The 16597-nt window shown below is 42.8% G+C and carries 18 protein-coding genes; 3 read left to right on the top strand and 15 right to left on the bottom strand.

Annotated features, from left to right (window positions below):
* Window positions 1–41 precede the first annotated feature (41 nt).
* The 14 genes from EIZ39_RS07320 to EIZ39_RS07255 form a co-directional block, all read right to left on the bottom strand.
* Window positions 42–965 (bottom strand): chemotaxis protein CheV, encoded by a 924-nt coding sequence (locus EIZ39_RS07320; protein WP_240675725.1) that lies wholly within the window; start codon window positions 963–965, stop codon window positions 42–44.
* A gap of 145 nt (window positions 966–1110) precedes the next feature.
* Window positions 1111–1917, bottom strand: coding sequence for a sporulation protein YpjB (locus EIZ39_RS07315; RefSeq protein ID WP_164984950.1), 807 nt, complete (start codon window positions 1915–1917; stop codon window positions 1111–1113).
* Window positions 1918–1971: 54 nt separating this feature from the next.
* A complete protein-coding gene (locus tag EIZ39_RS07310; protein ID WP_129198943.1) occupies window positions 1972–2571 on the bottom strand; it encodes a DUF1405 domain-containing protein in 600 nt (199 codons plus the stop codon).
* A 112-nt stretch (window positions 2572–2683) separates the two neighbouring features.
* On the bottom strand, window positions 2684–3472 hold the full coding sequence (locus EIZ39_RS07305; RefSeq protein ID WP_129198941.1) for a menaquinol-cytochrome c reductase cytochrome b/c subunit: 789 nt from the start codon (window positions 3470–3472) through the stop codon (window positions 2684–2686).
* A gap of 55 nt (window positions 3473–3527) precedes the next feature.
* The gene (gene qcrB / locus EIZ39_RS07300; protein ID WP_129198939.1) at window positions 3528–4199 is read right to left on the bottom strand and encodes a menaquinol-cytochrome c reductase cytochrome b subunit; all 672 of its coding nucleotides are present in this window, start codon (window positions 4197–4199) and stop codon (window positions 3528–3530) included.
* Between the two features lie 17 nt (window positions 4200–4216).
* On the bottom strand, window positions 4217–4717 hold the full coding sequence (locus tag EIZ39_RS07295; RefSeq protein WP_129198938.1) for a QcrA and Rieske domain-containing protein: 501 nt from the start codon (window positions 4715–4717) through the stop codon (window positions 4217–4219).
* A gap of 269 nt (window positions 4718–4986) precedes the next feature.
* Window positions 4987–5400: a DUF2487 family protein gene (locus EIZ39_RS07290; protein ID WP_240675740.1), complete on the bottom strand. Its 414-nt coding sequence runs from the start codon at window positions 5398–5400 to the stop codon at window positions 4987–4989.
* A 94-nt stretch (window positions 5401–5494) separates the two neighbouring features.
* Window positions 5495–6058, bottom strand: coding sequence for a YpiB family protein (locus EIZ39_RS07285; protein ID WP_129198934.1), 564 nt, complete (start codon window positions 6056–6058; stop codon window positions 5495–5497).
* Between the two features lie 102 nt (window positions 6059–6160).
* On the bottom strand, window positions 6161–7288 hold the full coding sequence (locus tag EIZ39_RS07280) for a hypothetical protein (RefSeq protein ID WP_129198932.1): 1128 nt from the start codon (window positions 7286–7288) through the stop codon (window positions 6161–6163).
* 127 nt (window positions 7289–7415) lie between these two features.
* On the bottom strand, window positions 7416–8402 hold the full coding sequence (locus EIZ39_RS07275; protein ID WP_129198930.1) for a tetratricopeptide repeat protein: 987 nt from the start codon (window positions 8400–8402) through the stop codon (window positions 7416–7418).
* Between the two features lie 58 nt (window positions 8403–8460).
* Window positions 8461–9078: an anti-sigma factor family protein gene (locus tag EIZ39_RS07270; RefSeq protein WP_129198928.1), complete on the bottom strand. Its 618-nt coding sequence runs from the start codon at window positions 9076–9078 to the stop codon at window positions 8461–8463.
* On the bottom strand, window positions 9075–9668 hold the full coding sequence (locus EIZ39_RS07265) for an RNA polymerase sigma factor (RefSeq protein ID WP_129199175.1): 594 nt from the start codon (window positions 9666–9668) through the stop codon (window positions 9075–9077). The genes EIZ39_RS07270 and EIZ39_RS07265 overlap by 4 nt, the downstream gene beginning before the upstream one ends.
* A gap of 245 nt (window positions 9669–9913) precedes the next feature.
* Window positions 9914–10858: a hypothetical protein gene (locus EIZ39_RS07260; RefSeq protein ID WP_129198926.1), complete on the bottom strand. Its 945-nt coding sequence runs from the start codon at window positions 10856–10858 to the stop codon at window positions 9914–9916.
* The gene (locus EIZ39_RS07255; RefSeq protein ID WP_129198924.1) at window positions 10855–11370 is read right to left on the bottom strand and encodes a hypothetical protein; all 516 of its coding nucleotides are present in this window, start codon (window positions 11368–11370) and stop codon (window positions 10855–10857) included. The genes EIZ39_RS07260 and EIZ39_RS07255 overlap by 4 nt, the downstream gene beginning before the upstream one ends.
* Before the next feature lie 170 nt (window positions 11371–11540).
* Here EIZ39_RS07255 and EIZ39_RS07250 point away from each other — a divergent pair, with 170 nt between their 5' ends.
* The 3 genes from EIZ39_RS07250 to EIZ39_RS07240 all read left to right on the top strand — a co-directional run bounded on the left by EIZ39_RS07250 (window position 11541) and on the right by EIZ39_RS07240 (window position 14994).
* The gene (locus EIZ39_RS07250; protein ID WP_240675724.1) at window positions 11541–12716 is read left to right on the top strand and encodes a Do family serine endopeptidase; all 1176 of its coding nucleotides are present in this window, start codon (window positions 11541–11543) and stop codon (window positions 12714–12716) included.
* A 166-nt stretch (window positions 12717–12882) separates the two neighbouring features.
* Window positions 12883–13566: a response regulator transcription factor gene (locus tag EIZ39_RS07245; RefSeq protein ID WP_129198922.1), complete on the top strand. Its 684-nt coding sequence runs from the start codon at window positions 12883–12885 to the stop codon at window positions 13564–13566.
* A 3-nt stretch (window positions 13567–13569) separates the two neighbouring features.
* Window positions 13570–14994, top strand: coding sequence for a sensor histidine kinase (locus EIZ39_RS07240; RefSeq protein WP_129198920.1), 1425 nt, complete (start codon window positions 13570–13572; stop codon window positions 14992–14994).
* Window positions 14995–15303: 309 nt separating this feature from the next.
* Here EIZ39_RS07240 and aroA read toward each other — a convergent pair whose 3' ends face one another.
* On the bottom strand, window positions 15304–16593 hold the full coding sequence (gene aroA / locus EIZ39_RS07235) for a 3-phosphoshikimate 1-carboxyvinyltransferase (RefSeq protein WP_129198918.1): 1290 nt from the start codon (window positions 16591–16593) through the stop codon (window positions 15304–15306).
* Between the last annotated feature and the right edge of the window lie 4 nt (window positions 16594–16597).

Here is a 16597-nt window from a genome sequence, read left to right as displayed (position 1 = left end):
TCTCTAACAAACAAAAAGAAAGGAGGCCTACGCCTCCCTCTTTAACCAAATATTATAGTATCCAATGTCTCTACAAGAGTATCAATTTGAGGTTTCGTAATTTGAGCATTCGCCCCAACGGCATCTCCCTTATGTTTCAGAGATTCCGAAATAAGAGATGAGAAGATGACCACAGGAATACGATGTAAAAACTCGTGTTCCTTAATTTTTTTGGTCAGATGCAAACCATCCATCTGTGGCATCTCAATATCGGTAATCATAAGATGCACTTGCTCAAGGGTATTCTCCTTTTGCTGATCATACGTATCAAGCAGATAATCCCACGCTTGTTTTCCATCATGGAAAATATGATGCTGAGTGTAACCCGCTGTTGAGAGTGTTTCTTCTAGCAGCTTTCTAAGGATAGCCGAATCTTCAGCAATAAGGATTCGTTTTGTCCCTCTTTCGTGACGAGTGGCAACTTTATCTAGCCTTTTTACATTAATCCCTGTAGCTGGGTTAATATCTACCACAATCTTCTCAAAGTCTAGGAGCATAATCATTTTATCTTCCAGCTTGATAACGCCAACAATTGATCCCCCTGATTGAAGCATATCTGAAGGCTTTTCTATCTGTTCCCACGATATTCTATGAATTTGGCTTACCCAGCCCACGTGGAAAACCACCTTCAATTCATTAAATTCCGTAACGACGAAACTTCCTTCGTTCCACTCCAATTCTTCTTCCAATCCAAGTACTCGTGGAAGGTTGATCACGGGGAGGATCTCATTACGCATAAGAATGAGTCCAGATATATGAGGGTGAGAACGGGGGAGTTTGCTCACCTTCCCCGGTGCCGTAATTTCTCTTACCTTAGCCACATTGATTCCCAGGCACTGCTCCTTATGTGCGCCGATGCCAAGCTCGAGCACTTCTAATTCGTTCGTTCCACTCTCTAATAAAATTTCTTTTTTAGCTTGAATCATCTGCGACATCATCCTCTATTTTGATATGTAAGCATTTCTTTTTATTTTAAGATAAATACACGAAAAATGTATCACAAAACTATGAATTTTTTTTGAAAATTAATTCCAATACATGGTTAAACAAAAAAAAGCGCCCGAAGGCACTTTATATACTCCTCACTCTTTGACCCATATACATCCTCCATCCTACATACGATAAGGAACTTAATAGAATCAATCCCATTAGTGTAATCATAGCGATAGGAGAGTTGCTGCTAATATACCAGGCAAAAGTAAACTCTTCCTTACCCAGGAACACATTGCCTGTGACTTCCCTCAATTGTTCTAGTGCACTTTGTACAGCAAGCCAATTGACCTCATCCAATCGAGATTGCTGTTGTAAAAAATTATATAGCGAATCCAACATTTGCATAGTGGATGGGGAATGGTTAACAGCAAAGGAGGGCTTCAAAATCATATAAAGCTTTAAATTCTCTTGCAGGGCATTACTTAAGTCATTTACTTGTTTGCGCTCGGAATGATGAATCATTTTGCTAACCTGCTCTAGGTAGGTCATATGGTACCCTTTCCAGATTGGTTGGTTAGGGTGAGTTAAAGCATCGATTAAAAGCCGAATCTGAGTGGCGTGCCATAACGCCTCTTTCTTATCGGGGGAAACAGCTGCATAAACCTGCTTTCCTTGAACTAATGAATTGGATGCTAATTCCAAAGCCTCTATGCTTATCTTCTTATGAAAGCCAATCTGAGTAAAACCTTGTGCAAGTTCATCTAATTTAGCTTTAGCCTCTGCGATTTGGCCTTGCTCCGTATGACTTAGTACTTCTTGTGAGAGCCGATCTAAAGTCTGGAGTAAATCTTTATGTGTTTCCTCTTGTTCACCTAAAGTCAGTGCCGGCAGGCACCAAACCATCAGGAGGATGGTTATCAACAACAGATAGAGTTTCTTTTTCAACGCTAACCTCCCTGTTCCGACATCTACCCTCATCATATGGGAAGCAGGACAAGATTAGACCACTTTTCTGTTCTTCTTTACCAAAATATATATAAGAGAGAGAGAAAATAAGCTTAGAGCGAAGGTCAGCCAACCCACGAAACGATCATACTCATTCAAGACGGAAGGGAGATAAGGATGAATATCTAACATATAATCCATCCAATCATTCCAAGTCGTCCATATCCCTACCATAAGAATATGCCTGAAGCGAATGGTATAGTGTTTGGCATATAAGAGACTCTCAATAGCCATTCCGGCGTGAGAAAACATCAACATAAAATCCGTCCAATGCTTAGTACCTCCCATTGCCCATCCTGCTAAAATCACGGCTACCGCCCAAACCCCATACTTGAAGTTTGTCACTGCCGCAAATGCTTCTAATGTAGGAACGCTTCGACCAATTAAGAGAGTAATCAAAAAGAGCGTAAACAGTGCACTTCCCGTCGGACTATCTGGCACAAAAATTCTTAGCCACTCAGGATGAGTTTGCGCAAGTTGATCTTTATACCAGTAAAATCCGTATATCGAACCAAAAAAATTAGTAATAATGAGACTCCATAAAAACCAAGACTTTCTTAGAGAGCCCATTAACCAATGGTAAAGAGTTACCATACCTTTCCTCCCATGCAGCGGGTTTTTTCCCATTCTTACTAGGAAAGCCATAATTATATCAAAATATACGCATGAAAAAAACTGACTGTATAAACAGTCAGTTTCTCACCTATTACTTCAAGCCAGCTAGATATTCAACGAGTTGGTCTAACTCTTGGTCTGATCCTGAGAACAGTTTACCAGGCATTGTTCCACGCCCGTTCACGATGACTTCCTTGATCTCATCTGCAGAAAGATGTCCACCAACAGCCGTTAGCGCAGGTCCTGCTCCACCAGACATATCAACACCGTGACAGCCTTGGCAATTCATTTGCTTCGCCCAAACAGCAGCACCTGGATCCTCTGTGCTTGCTGATGGCTTAGGATCTGCAGGAGTTTCGTGTCCTGCTGATTCTTCTTTCGGTGGATGAAGTCTATGATGCTCATCCATCGCAGCCCAAGTTAAGTACACAATGGAGATGATACCAATGAACATTAAACCGGAAGAAACCGGTCTCTTCGTCCAACGACGCTCAGGTCCACGATCAAGGAACGGAGCTAGTAGCAATCCTCCGAACATAAGTCCAGGAATAACCAAAATACCAATTAATACCCAGTCCCCGGATGCCCAAGGAAATTTCAACAACTGGAAAAGGAACAAGAAATACCAGTCAGGAAGCGGTGTGAAATCCGTGTTCGTAGGATCCGCTTTATCCGTCAATGGAGACGGATGACTCACAGTCAAAATGAGGTAAGCAACTAATGCTACCGCTGCTACCATCCATTCTTTTAGTAGAAAGTTAGGCCAGAACGGCTCGTTTTTACCTGGAAATTCCGAATAGGAAGGCGAGACATTAGGTGTGCGCTTGGCAGGAACCCGTGAATCGCCAACGTATTCAATCGTTTTATCTTGCTTTGCCATTCTCCTTATACCCCCCTCTTAAGCGATTAAAATATACTCTTCTAATAGTTTGAATTTATAGAGGCCCAGAAATACCTTGTCTACGAATAATGATAAAGTGTGCCCCTAGAAGCCCTAACAACGCACCTGGCAAGAAGAATACATGAATCGCAAAGAAGCGAGCAAGAGTTTGAGCACCAAGGATTTCTCCACCAGTCAATAGATGCTTAATAAATGTTCCGATGAAAGGTACAGTAGCTGCAATCTCTACCCCTACCTTTGTCGCAAAGTAGGCTGTGTTATCCCAAGGAAGAAGATACCCTGTGAATCCAAGGCCTAACATTACAAAGAAGATTAACATTCCGACAACCCAGTTTAATTCGCGAGGATGCTTATAAGACCCTGTAAAGAATACACGAAGAGTATGTAGGAACATCATAACGATAACGAGACTTGCTCCCCAGTGATGCATACCGCGAATGATAACACCAAAGGCTACTTCGTTCTGTAGATACTTAACTGACTCATAGGCGTTAATAACGTCCGGAACATAGTACATCGTTAAAAACATACCGGATAGAATCTGGATGACGGTAATGAAGAACGTCAATCCACCAAAGCAATAAACAAATGCAGAAAAATGATGTGCTGGGTTAACGTGCTCAGGCACCTCGTGATCGGCGATATCGCGCCACATTGGCGTAATATTGAGGCGTTCATCGACCCAGTCGTAGATTTGCTTAATCATCTAATTTACGCCCCCCCTTATACAGGATTTGGTTCTGGTTTACCAAGATATAATTTTCCTTCTTTCACTTCATACGCATACTTATCCAGTGGTGCTAATGGAGGAGTATTCGGAACGTTCTTTCCGTTCTTCTGGTAGAAACCGAAATGGCACGGGCAAAAGAAGTGGTTCTCATGGCTCGCTTCGGTGTTCCACTGAACGGTACAGCCCAAGTGCTTACAGATCGGTGACAAGGCAATAATATTGTCTCCCTCTGTGTACACCCAAGCGGACAATGGGATCTCCGTCTTATACCAACCATCTGTCACTTTGACTTTAAAGTCAAAACGTTGCGGCTCATTGGTTAGCTTATCTACTGTCGTTACAGGTACCATGTCTCCACCAGCAGCATCTGCCTTCAAGGCAGGATCTAAAGCAAAGCGAGCCATAGGCGTAATCATCCCTGCGGCAAGAAAACCGCCAGTACCCATGAGCATGTAGTTCAAAAATGTCCGCCTGGAAATGTCTTTCTTACTCATTTCTCTCTGACCTCCTATCCTTATAATTGAAAAAGTCCGTACGGACTGCAGAATAATACACACTGAAACTAGGACATTCCAATCATAGCGAAAGAAAACGAATAGTGTCAAGAATATCTTGTGCATCAACCTATAAACTCGGCCAGTTTAAAAAGTTTTTGTGAACATTTTATGACTTTTCTTGACACAAGGTAGAAACAGATTGATCAAGAACGGTTAATTTCCATAGATAGTTTGTCCTTCCAACCCATGGATAATACAAATTCCCCCTACTTTTTCCATTGATTCATTATTTGTTGAGTCAACCTTTTTCCTTCCTTCACCATAATGCTTAAATCGTCCTCATTTTCATTTCTTTCTAATAAGTAAGATGAATAGTTGGACGCCGTTAAACTTTCGTGCAATTCACTTTGTGTCGTAATCCATTGGATGTTTTGAAATTGTTCCGATTCAAAAATAGGGATTCTCGTTTGTTCGTTTACCAGATAGAGGGTAGGAAACAATACGATCCGTCCCGTTAGCTGTCTCTCAGCATAGACACAGATTTCTTCAAGCCACCTTTGTTCCTTCACCTTTGCTACCCCTAGCGCATCGGGAGCAAGAAGGTAAACCGGTATTAGTGCCGTATCAATATATTCCTTAGCCCCTTCGTACGTCTTCATATCCTCAAGCGTCCATCTCACCTTCAAGTCACCTTCCCCTGTTCAAATACAAAAAACTCGGGAATCCCGAGTCTTTTGCCCCTAACGTGTATTTTCTCGAACCACAAGTGCCTTGTCAACTCTCCAATTCAAAGTCCATCTTTCTAAGTTCATTCCATTCCCCGGTCAACTCAAGGAATCGACTTTGGTTTCCTTCTGCTAGAGAGCGATCAATCTCATCATACAATACCTTTAACCTCTGCTTACGTATCGCTTTATCCATCACGATCTCTGCCATCAAACTCATAACATCATCTTGGGTTATACGTGGGCTTTCCATTGGCCTTCCCTCCAATACGGCTAAATATTGTGGACATAAGAGACGATCTTTGAAATATAGAGAAATAAACACATCTTCTTCAGGGTTTAATCGAATGTCATGGAATGCCCGTTCCACATCATAGTAAATCTTCGTAGATTTTTGAAATTGAAAGGGAGTCGCCTGAGAACAGACAGTCGAAATAATCATGGTTTTATCCCGATTCCGGAGATCATCCGTGAAGTGAACTCTTTCTAGAAGACGTTCATCTGATAACATATAGTTAAACAACCAACTTCCCTCTTTTTTCTTTAGTTGAAACTTACTTAAGAACCACCGAATAAACTCCTTCTTTGCTGATACGGTCACGGCTTCACCCACAAGTTAGACCTCCTTGCCATTTTCACAATATTCCGATTATTATAGTTGTAGGGGTATCTCGCACGATCTTTACTTTACTCTATTCTTCTAGATTGCTTTTAGTTATCCTTCATCTTTCCTATCTAATATGATATCTTTCATCGTATATCCTTCGACAGATTCTAGCAGGGTCTTCCCTAGTCTTGTAGTTTGAAGCACCCATGTATTTTCATTATGTATTCCTTTGCGCAGTAAACCAAGATGAACCATCATCTTTAGGATGCGATTCCTAGCAATGCTGTCCTCATTATCATAATAGTAAGGACGAATTCTTGGAACTAATACCCGAATGAGAGCTTCCTCCTCCATCCACCTTTCCGCTGCCCTTCCAATTAAGCGGATAAACATCGGTAATCCGCTGATTGGACGCTTATACAATCTAAGCCAGAACTTATACATTTCCATCGCAAGAATTTCCGGCGGCAACTGAAACGCTTCTTCAGCTTCTGGGGTAGTCCATAATGCATTACCCGGCTCTTCACGAATATAACCTCTGTAGTAACAGAAGTCGTAAATAAGGGAAAAGCGATCAGGATAGTCCCGAAAATGACGTCCATAACCAAATCTCCATCCACCTTTTTCAATAAGCTCTTCTTGGACAGACATCAGTTCCATCAATTGCTGTTGATTGCGTTTATAGATTACTCCGTCTGATGTTAACTGGGGTTGATGTCGACTAACATACTGAAGGAATTGATGGAGATCTTCTATAATGGCAATCCCTTCATCACGATAAAAGGGCGGATCCGAGTAATTAGGCTGTTCCCCCCATTCCATCTTCAGGATGGTGTTAGCCCAGGCTTTTCTCATATCCTCAGGGACCTGAAAAGCTGAAACGGCATTACGAGAGACCCCTCGGAAGATCCATCCTTTCTTTAAGGCTACTGAAACGAGCTTTCGGTACGTATCCCGATCTAAGTTCTCCATATAGGAAAACTTAGCTTTTGCTCGGAGGTCTTCTAATGTGAATGTCGACCTAGAATCAAAAACAATATACATTAAGAAATGAAATTCTTCTTTTTTTAAGCTCTCAAGTTGCTCCTTTATGTTTGCTTCTCTTTTTATCGAGCCCAGTAAGGACTGTATAAGTTCATTTTTCGAATGGATATTGCAATCACACGAATAGGTATTAGCCAACTGATGCAACTGATCGATATCTGCATAACTCAACATTTCTGCCAATCTCATCAACGTATTTCCCTCCCTTCCTCCTTGTTTCCATTATTAACCGATCCAATGGATGGTTATACCCTATTCTAGATGAAATTATTCGAAAGAAAAAAGGCGGCCCCATAGCGTAAGCTATGAGGACCACCTCTTAATTAATAAAGCCTTGTAACCTCTTATTCCACTCTAGAGCTCTCTCGTTCTCATCGTTAACGTTTAATAATTGCTCGACATACTTCTTTGCCTCTTCAAGTTCCCCTTTATCGTATGTAACCTCTACGAGCTTCAAGAGGATGGACTCATCCTGATCGCCATGCTCTAGAGCCGAATGCAAGGCCTGTTCGGCCTCTGTAAGTTGACCTGTCTTATGATAAGCCTCTGCTAATACCTGATAAGCGCCAATGTGAGAGCTGTCTATTTTCAATAGTTCTTTTGCGTATCCTACAGCCTCCTCTATCCGCTCTAGCTGCAGTGCCGTAACAGTTAAACCAAATAGAGCCTCAGTCCCATTCTCTTCTCTCCAGCATTGGAGAAACAGGTCATAGGCTTCTTCAAATCTACCCATTTGGCTCCATAGCCTTGCTTGATTCATCTTGGCCTGCTGCTCTAATTCTGTTCCTCGCAGCTGATCAAGATGGTCTTGCGCTTTTTCAAATTCACCCATCTGAATATAAAGATCGCTTAATATATATCGGACGTCATCTTGATCCGACTCGACCTCTACAATATTCTCTAAGTGACGGCATGCTACTTCAGGTAGGTTCTGCATAAGATAAATATCAGCCAATAGGATGGAGGCCCTCGTGTAATCTGGCTCTAGATCTACACAGATGAGAAGCTCACTCATCGCTTCATCTAAATCACCTAGGTCAATCATAATTTCAGCCTTTAACGTACGAGCCTCAATTTGCATATCCGTGGTTAATTCATCAAAATACACTTCTGCCTCATTCAAGAGAGCAAGTGCCGTATCCACATGTCCTAGATCATAAAATACATCCGCCAGCAATAATTGAAAGTCTGGTTGCCCATCGGCTTCACTCATCAGCATCTGTAAAATAGCGAGCCCTTGTGCAACTTGTCCTGACCGGATTTTTTCCACTGCTTCATCAATTTGATCATAAATCTGACCGCTCATGTTACCACCTCTCAATAGATAAAGCCGTTCTGTACTCTTAAGAACGGCTTGTCCATCATTATGCTCTCGACAACCAACTCATAGTTACCACGGTAACCATTATCCCTAAAAATCCAGCCACTAAACCTATATTCGGTGGAGTATAGGAGCTATGGTCCAATTGAAGTGGATCTCCTATACTTGCCATCAGTCGATATCTCATATCTGAGCTCTTCTCCTCTGAACTCGCTACTAGCTGGTCAATAGCTATTACCATATGGGCTGACGACAGTTCCTTCCACTCTACCTGTCCGGGCTCAACCTTAGCCACATGTTCTATATTAAGTGTACCATACATGAGGACCCCAAAAACAAGCAGGAAAAGGATGGACAATGTCGTTAACCACCTCTTCATAGCAGGAGAAATCGCAAATACATGAGCAGTTATGGGGAATTTCCACTTATCTTCCCGTGCCAATCGTGCCATGACCCCTTCCGACATGGAAGGGGCCCCCTCTAGTACTGGAAGGGTAGAAAACTCCATCTGGAATAACTCACTGCTTTCCTTCCAGATGATATACTCCATCTGGCAATCCTGGCATTGACCAAGATGTTGCTTCATGGCTTTCATTGAATGTTCTGGTAAAGTCTGATCTACGTAGCCTGCCATGAAGTGGAATGCATCCGAACATCTCATGTCTTGGTCATCCCCTTGGTTTCCTCCCATTGTGATTCTGTAAAATAAGATTCAAGTTGAGTCTTAATACTAGTTCGAGCCCTGAATAGAAGGGACTTAACCGAGCTAACCGTGGAATCTAAGATATCTGCTATCTCTTTATAATCCTTATCTTCATACTCTCTAAGTATGAGAGCATAGCGTTGCTTCTCCGGCAAATTATCAATCGCAAGGCGAACAAGCCGTTCCCTCTCTGTACGTAAGAGCTCATATTCCGGTAGACGATCCATAGAAGTTCTTGGATCAACTTTACTATCCTCAATATATACTTCGGAATTCCTGCTTTTTCTTAGTTCACTAAGAACGGTGTTCCTTGCAATGGTATATAGCCATGTGGAAAAGGAAGCCTCCACATCACGGAAGGACTGCAGATTACGAAAGGCTTTATAAAAAGTTTCCTGACATAGATCCTCAGCCATATGGTCCAAATGCGTGTTGTTTAACATATGTACAATAAACGCTAATAATCTCTTCTCATAGCGCTGAATAATTTCGGAATAATATTCTACTTGACCATCCTTTATTTCACGGATCAATTGAGAATCAGTCATCATTCTCCCCTTACCCCCCAGGCAAACTGAACTTCATTGTTATCTCTACTTGATTATGACGATATTCATATCAAAAAAGTTTCATCCCAACCTAAAAAAGGATTCCAGAGTGTCCAGTTTACTCTCATGCTTTCTCAATTCGTCAAACTCTGTCATTTTCCTGCAAGAAAACAAAAAAATAAATCTTCCAATTCATGACTCCCTAGAAGAGTGCATGATCGGAAGACAAGGGTGACACTTACTTCTTAGTAGGCAAAAGCATAGGTTTGATGAGCATATAAAAACTTTCCATCGTTATTTACAGTGTCAACGAATCTCCCCTTTAACATGGTTTTACACTGAAAGCTCGCACCTGCGTTAGATCTTAGACTTTCTTTTCCAACAAGAAGAAGATCAGCATCTGCTCCAACACGTATGGACCCTTTCATAGGAAAAATCCCAAAAAGCTTTGCGGGTAGTCTTGATCTCACATAAGATAACCTGATTAGGTATCGTTCTACTTCTTGGTCTTTCTCTAACTTAGGCAGAATCATATCCGATTGATCAAGCCAATAAGATCGCATAACGACAGGATCCATCCTATTCCATTTCCTTTGCCATCCTCCCTCTTTTTCCAGGTCTGTTACTCTAATGATCGTCCTAGAACGAGTTGGGTAGCTCCACCTACTGTAAGGAAGCATGATAGGTATAGATAATTTAGACATACTGTTGTAATCCTTCTCATCGACGTCTGCCACCAACCCCGATCTAAGGATACGCTGCTCAAAGTCCTGCCACTCTATTTTTTGCCACCCACTATTTCTATCTTCATCCTCTACCCGTATCACTTTTACTCTCTTCTTATCTAAAAATTCTATCGCTTGTTTCGTCAATCGAGGCAAAGATACATGATACACGTAATCAAAAAGCTCTTCTTCATCATTTAAAGGATCGACATTTTTATCACTCATTTGCTCTTCCCTTATTCTTATGCTCTTGACCCGTGTTGTGATCCCTTGGGTTGTCCCCCTCTCATCCCCAGAAATAAACCCTGGAAGCACATACAAAGAAGAACCATCGATAAAAAACGCATCACCTTTCATTCGGATGGAGGGTCGGATTTCCTTGATTATCCCTTGATCAATTAGAATATCTTCCTTTTTGGTTACCCCCGGATAAATAATCGTTGCATTTTGAATTAACGTTTTCATACCCGACCCACCTTTATTCTTTTTCTCTGCCCGATCCAATCCTTATCTTCATCAACAATATCAATGGTCCGTCCTATGCTTAGGAATACAAAGCTAGCAAAGATAGCAAAGATATCTGTCCACGGATAAACCATAAATAGAAGTCTTGTCGGTTCTGCAATCAATCCGCACCAGCCCTCCGCAAAAACACGAGCGACTCCAATTAATGGTCTGGCATCTGTAACTTCTTGCAGGATCGCATGCATGGCAAAAGGGAACTGAATAACAAAATGAAGAAACAAGTGCTTCGATAAATTTATATGAAACGCATGCTTGCCCAAATAACCTAATACAATGAAAAGGAGAAACGTAACTCCTCCAAAGCCCATAATTAATACCTCATATAATCTGGAAACGAGGTCGTTTTGCGGAAAGAGATGCCATAAGGTAAAGGGAATGACCCAAAGCTTGACCAGAACCATAGTAGATAATAGTCCTGTGCTAAAAAATAGATAACCAAGATATCGATTCAAGTTTTCCCCTTCCCCCTTTGTCCACCTGTCAATGCATTGATAAAAGATATGTAAGAAATCGCAAAAAGATGACAAGCCTGCATAAAAGGGGCGGAAAATGTCATCTTTTTTTCAGGTTCGTTTAAGGTTAAGGGGGTTAAATAAAAATAGTAGATAGAAGGAGGGTTTGAATGATGACAAGTAAGATATGGAAAACAGGATTTCTGTCCTTTATCGCCGGCACATTGTTAACAGGGAGCTTCTGGCTAGGTGTCGAGAATGCCTCATACTTCCAAGATAAAACAGAAAACATTCCAACACAGTCAGTGTCTACTCCTATCGGCTCTATCCAACAAGCCTCATTGCTTGAATCCAGCAGTAGCAATATCATCGCCAAGATGGTTGAAGAAGTAGGGCCTGCGGTCGTAAAAATTGAAACCGAGACGACTCGGAGATCTACTTTAAGTGAGAGGGACTTATTCTTCCGTCAATTCTTTGGTGGTGATTATCCCATGCCGCAAACGGAGCAGAAGCGTGAAGGCCTTGGATCTGGGTTTATTATTAGTCAGGACGGATATATTCTGACCAACCATCATGTCGTGGAAGGGGCCGGGCAAATAAAGGTAAATATCATAGGGGCTGACAAAAAATATGATGCCAAGATCATAGGGCAAGACCCAGAACTAGACTTAGCTGTTTTAAAAATCGAGGCGGATAAAAACCTGCCTGTATTGAAAATGGGCGACTCCGAAAACATCCGCGTGGGCGACTGGACCGTAGCCATTGGTAACCCTTACGGACTTGATCATACCGTTACTGTCGGCGTGATCAGCGCCAAGCAAAGGCCTCTAAACATCGGTCAAGCCAGATTTAAAGACCTACTGCAAACCGATGCGTCCATTAATCCAGGAAATAGCGGTGGTCCACTACTCAACCTTAAAGGGGAGGTCGTGGGCATCAATACGGCCATCAATGCGGAAGCACAAGGAATTGGGTTCGCTATACCAATCAATACTGTTCAAGAGGTCCTAGAGGATCTCATTCATAAAGGAAAAGTATCTCGACCATGGCTTGGTGTCTCCATCCAAGATTTAACTCCTGAGCTTGCGAAATACTTTGAAATTGATATGAAAGAAGGCGTAGTCGTGGGTTACGTTGCCGCAGGCAGCCCTGCGGAGAAGGCTGGTTTACAGCAAGGGGATATCATCGTCGAGCTTGATAAGCAAAAAATCAAGAGTAGTGATCAGTTTGTTAAAGCCATAGCCGATACGAAAGCTGGCTCTAAACATACCATGCTCCTCATGAGAAACGGGGAGTTTAAAAGCTTGAACATTATGATTGGAGAAAAAAATTATAATAATAACTGATAGGCAGGACATTTTCCTCCTATTCCCTTAAAATAAAATACATGGCTGTTTTCTAAGCAATATAACCGGAAAAAGTCCGCCTATTTAACCTGATGCAACAATGGAAAAATAGCCGGAAAACTCCGGTTATTTTTCTCTTAACCCTATTTGAAGGCAGGTAACTTTCATGCAAAAAAATCGAATCCTTGTCGTCGATGATGATCAAAAAATCGGCGTTATGCTCAAACGCGCCTTAGACTATGAAGGCTATGAGGTTACGGTTGTCCATTCTGGAGAAGATGCACTTCTTCTACTCCTTGAGAAACCTTTTGACTTAGTTATTCTTGATATCATGCTCCCGGGGTTAGACGGTTGGGCAGTCTGTCAAGAGATTCGGGTAAACAGCTCTATACCTATCATCATGCTCACGGCCAAAGACGAGGTGGAGCAACGTGTAAAAGGATTGGACTCTGGTGCAGATGACTACGTCGTGAAGCCGTTTGCTCTTGACGAGCTTCTTGCTAGAATACGAGCTCAACTAAGAAGACATCAACCTCCCAGAGAAAAGGCGGACCACTTACACTTTGCTAATATTGAGCTAAATCTGAGCAGCAGGGAATGCAAACGGGGAGATCAAAAGATTGATTTGCGCGGAAAAGAGTTCGAACTCCTCGAACACTTCATGCTGCACCCCCATATCGTATTGGCCAAAGAACAGCTGCTTCAACATGTTTGGGGGTTCGATTATGAAGGCGAATCCAATGTAATCGAGGTTTATATCGCCTCCTTACGGTCAAAGTTAGAGAAGCACGGCCACCCACGCCTCATTCATACGGTCAGAGGAAGTGGATATATCCTACGGGAGGACTAATGCATGCCTATACGCCTCAAGCTCTCTCTTTGGTACAGTGGAGTTTTCCTCCTCGTCATTACCTTGTTTTGTACTTATATCTATCTATTTTTTACCCATAGAGAAATGAATCAGATCGATTTTCACCTTCGAGAACGCGCTCAGGAGGTTCATCAATCCATTGAAATTGTCGATGTATTCCCTTTGCCGCTCCGTCGTTTGGTTCTACCTGATATCAATGTGTTCTCGTCACCAGAGCTATTCTTGCAAATTGTAGATATGCAGGGAAGAGTCATCTCCCGTTCTGAATCGTTAGGGGAATATTCACTCCCTATCAGCACAGAAGCACTTAACCATATCGTTCGTGGCACCCCATTTTTTGAAACAAAAAATGTGCAGGGAACCCAGATTCGGCTCTATCACTTGCCTTTAGTCTCAGGAAAACAATTTATAGGTGTTCTCCAGGTTGCAGAGTCTCTCTATGGCTTTCATCGTTCCCTTTCTAATCTAAGATGGCTACTTGCTATTGGCGCCTTAACAACCGTAACCCTGTCAGCCTTATTGGGCTGGATCTTAGCGAGGCAAGCCCTCTTGCCTATCCACCGGATCATCGAGACGACAGCCGAAATTGAAAGAGAAGGAAAGCTTGAAAGACGGATTAATTACCCTGGACCTCCGGATGAGATAGGGCAGCTCTCTACACAAATTAATTCTATGATGGAAAAGATTGAACAGATGTATCGTGAGCTAGAGGAGTCTTACGAAGCACAGCGGCGATTTGTGGCCGATGCCAGTCATGAGCTGAGGACACCCCTGACCACCATACGAGGCAATATGGATTTTTTACGGAAGCTATATAAGGAAAAAGGAGTACTATCTGAAGAGGCTATGGAGGACATCGTAGATGAGCTCGAGAGAGTCTCGAGGATGGTCCATGATCTTCTTGCCCTCGCCCGAGCTGATGCCGGATATCATATCCAAATGGAAGACATTAAACTCACGGAATGGCTGGAGGACTGGATCCACAAAGGAAAAGGGTTAGCAAAACCAGATGTCTTATTTCACCATGAGGAAACTCCTGAAGAACTAAAACAGATAAAAATTAAAGGAAATCTAGACTTCCTTAAACAAATCTCCCTCATTCTTTTAGAAAATGCCTTTAAATATACTTCTAGTGGAAAGGTTGAACTTCGTTGTTCCCTTAAGAATCAAGGAGTCATCATCGAAGTAATCGACACGGGAAGCGGTATTCCTGAGGAAGAAGTTCACCGGGTGTTCGATCGATTCTACCGTGGGGGAAATGTGCGCAATAGGCCTGGTACTGGATTAGGCTTATCTATCGCGAAGTGGATTATAGAAAAGCATGGGGGAACCATTCTCGTAGAAAGTGAACTTGGTAAGGGAACGAAGGTTTTAGTGACTTTGCCTTATAGCAAAAATACCCCATAGAGGGTATTTTTGAGGACATTTATCTCAAACACGTCTCTGTCATGTAGACTTTAGATTCAGCGCCTTCAGTATAACGGGAAAAATTTCCGTTATCCCAGAAGAACGAAGGTTTTTGGGGAAAATAGCAGGAAAAAGTTCCGCTACTCCCCTCACCAAATAAATGTTAACGCTTACATCTTAAGATAAAGGAACTTCATTCCCTTATTCCATCCTTTTTCCCCGTCAAATGAGAATTAGCGGAAAAAAGTTCCGTTATTGCCCTATCATAAAAAGGTGTCCCTAGAGTTCGGGACACCCCACACAAGACAATTAGCTGTCTACCACAATCTCCTTCAAGATCTGCTCGAATCCGGGGAACGATACGTTGATCGCTTCGGCTTCTTCTATGAAGGTTTCACCTTCGGCCACTAAACCTGCAATCGCCATCGACATCCCGATCCGATGGTCGCCATGGCTGTGACAACGTGCACCAGTCAAATTTGCCCCACCTTGAATAATCATGCCATCTTCAGTAGGTTCCACTTGAGCCCCCATCTTTCGAAGCTCCTGCACCATCACATCGATCCGGTTCGTCTCCTTGACCTTTAATTCTTCTGCATCGCGAATAATCGTTGTTCCTCGCGCTTGAGAAGCCATCACGGCAATGATGGGAATCTCGTCAATTAATCGTGGAATAATGGCCCCACCGATCTCCATTCCCTTCAGATGTGCATAGGAAATCGTAAGATCAGCTACAGGCTCTCCATTTTGGATCCTCTCGTTCTCTACCTTTAGGTCTGCACCCATTTCAAGCAAGACATCAATAATACCTGTACGCGTTGGATTAACCCCGACCCCTCGTACAGTCAATTGACTCCCTGGAACAATAGCCGCTGCAGCTAAAACAAAAGCCGCAGAGGAAATATCTCCGGGAACATGAATCTCCTCCTGCTGTCGCATCACCTGTCCACCTTGGATAGAGACACCTCCATCAAAGGAATTCAACTCCACCCCAAAGGAAGATAGCATGCGCTCGGTATGATCTCGTGACAAATGCGGCTCATAAACCGTTGTTAGGCCTTCCGCCTGTAATCCAGCCAGAATAATGGCAGACTTCACTTGGGCGCTCGCTACTGGTGAATGATACTCCATCCCGCTAAGCTGGCCTCCTCGAATCGCTAGAGGGGTGAAGTTCCCATCAGCCCGTCCGTCAATCCGAGCCCCCATCTTTTTTAACGGTTCAACGACCCTCTTCATCGGCCGTCGAGCAATCGATTCATCCCCAATGAGAGTCGAATGGAATGAGCGCCCTGCCAGAATCCCAGACATCAGGCGAATCGTGGTTCCCGAATTTCCTACATCCAGAATTTCGTGAGGCTCGTTCAGCCCATCTAAACCGGCGCTTTCTACGATAACTTGATCGCCATTCTGCTCAATAGAGACGCCCATCTTTTGAAAACAGCTGATGGTACTCAAGCAATCAGCTCCAGGCAAGAAGCCATAAATCCGTGCCGTCCCTTTTGCCATAGAACTAAACATGACGGCTCGATGCGAAATGGATTTATCCCCAGGGACCTTAATCTCACCTGCAACCCGTTTCGCCCTCTTTGTTGTCAACATCGTT

This window comes from Ammoniphilus sp. CFH 90114 (assembly GCF_004123195.1).
In the GTDB taxonomy this organism is placed as follows: Bacteria; Bacillota; Bacilli; order Aneurinibacillales; family RAOX-1; genus YIM-78166.
Note: the sequence above shows the minus strand (reverse complement) of the source record. Positions and strands in the feature narration are given on the sequence as shown.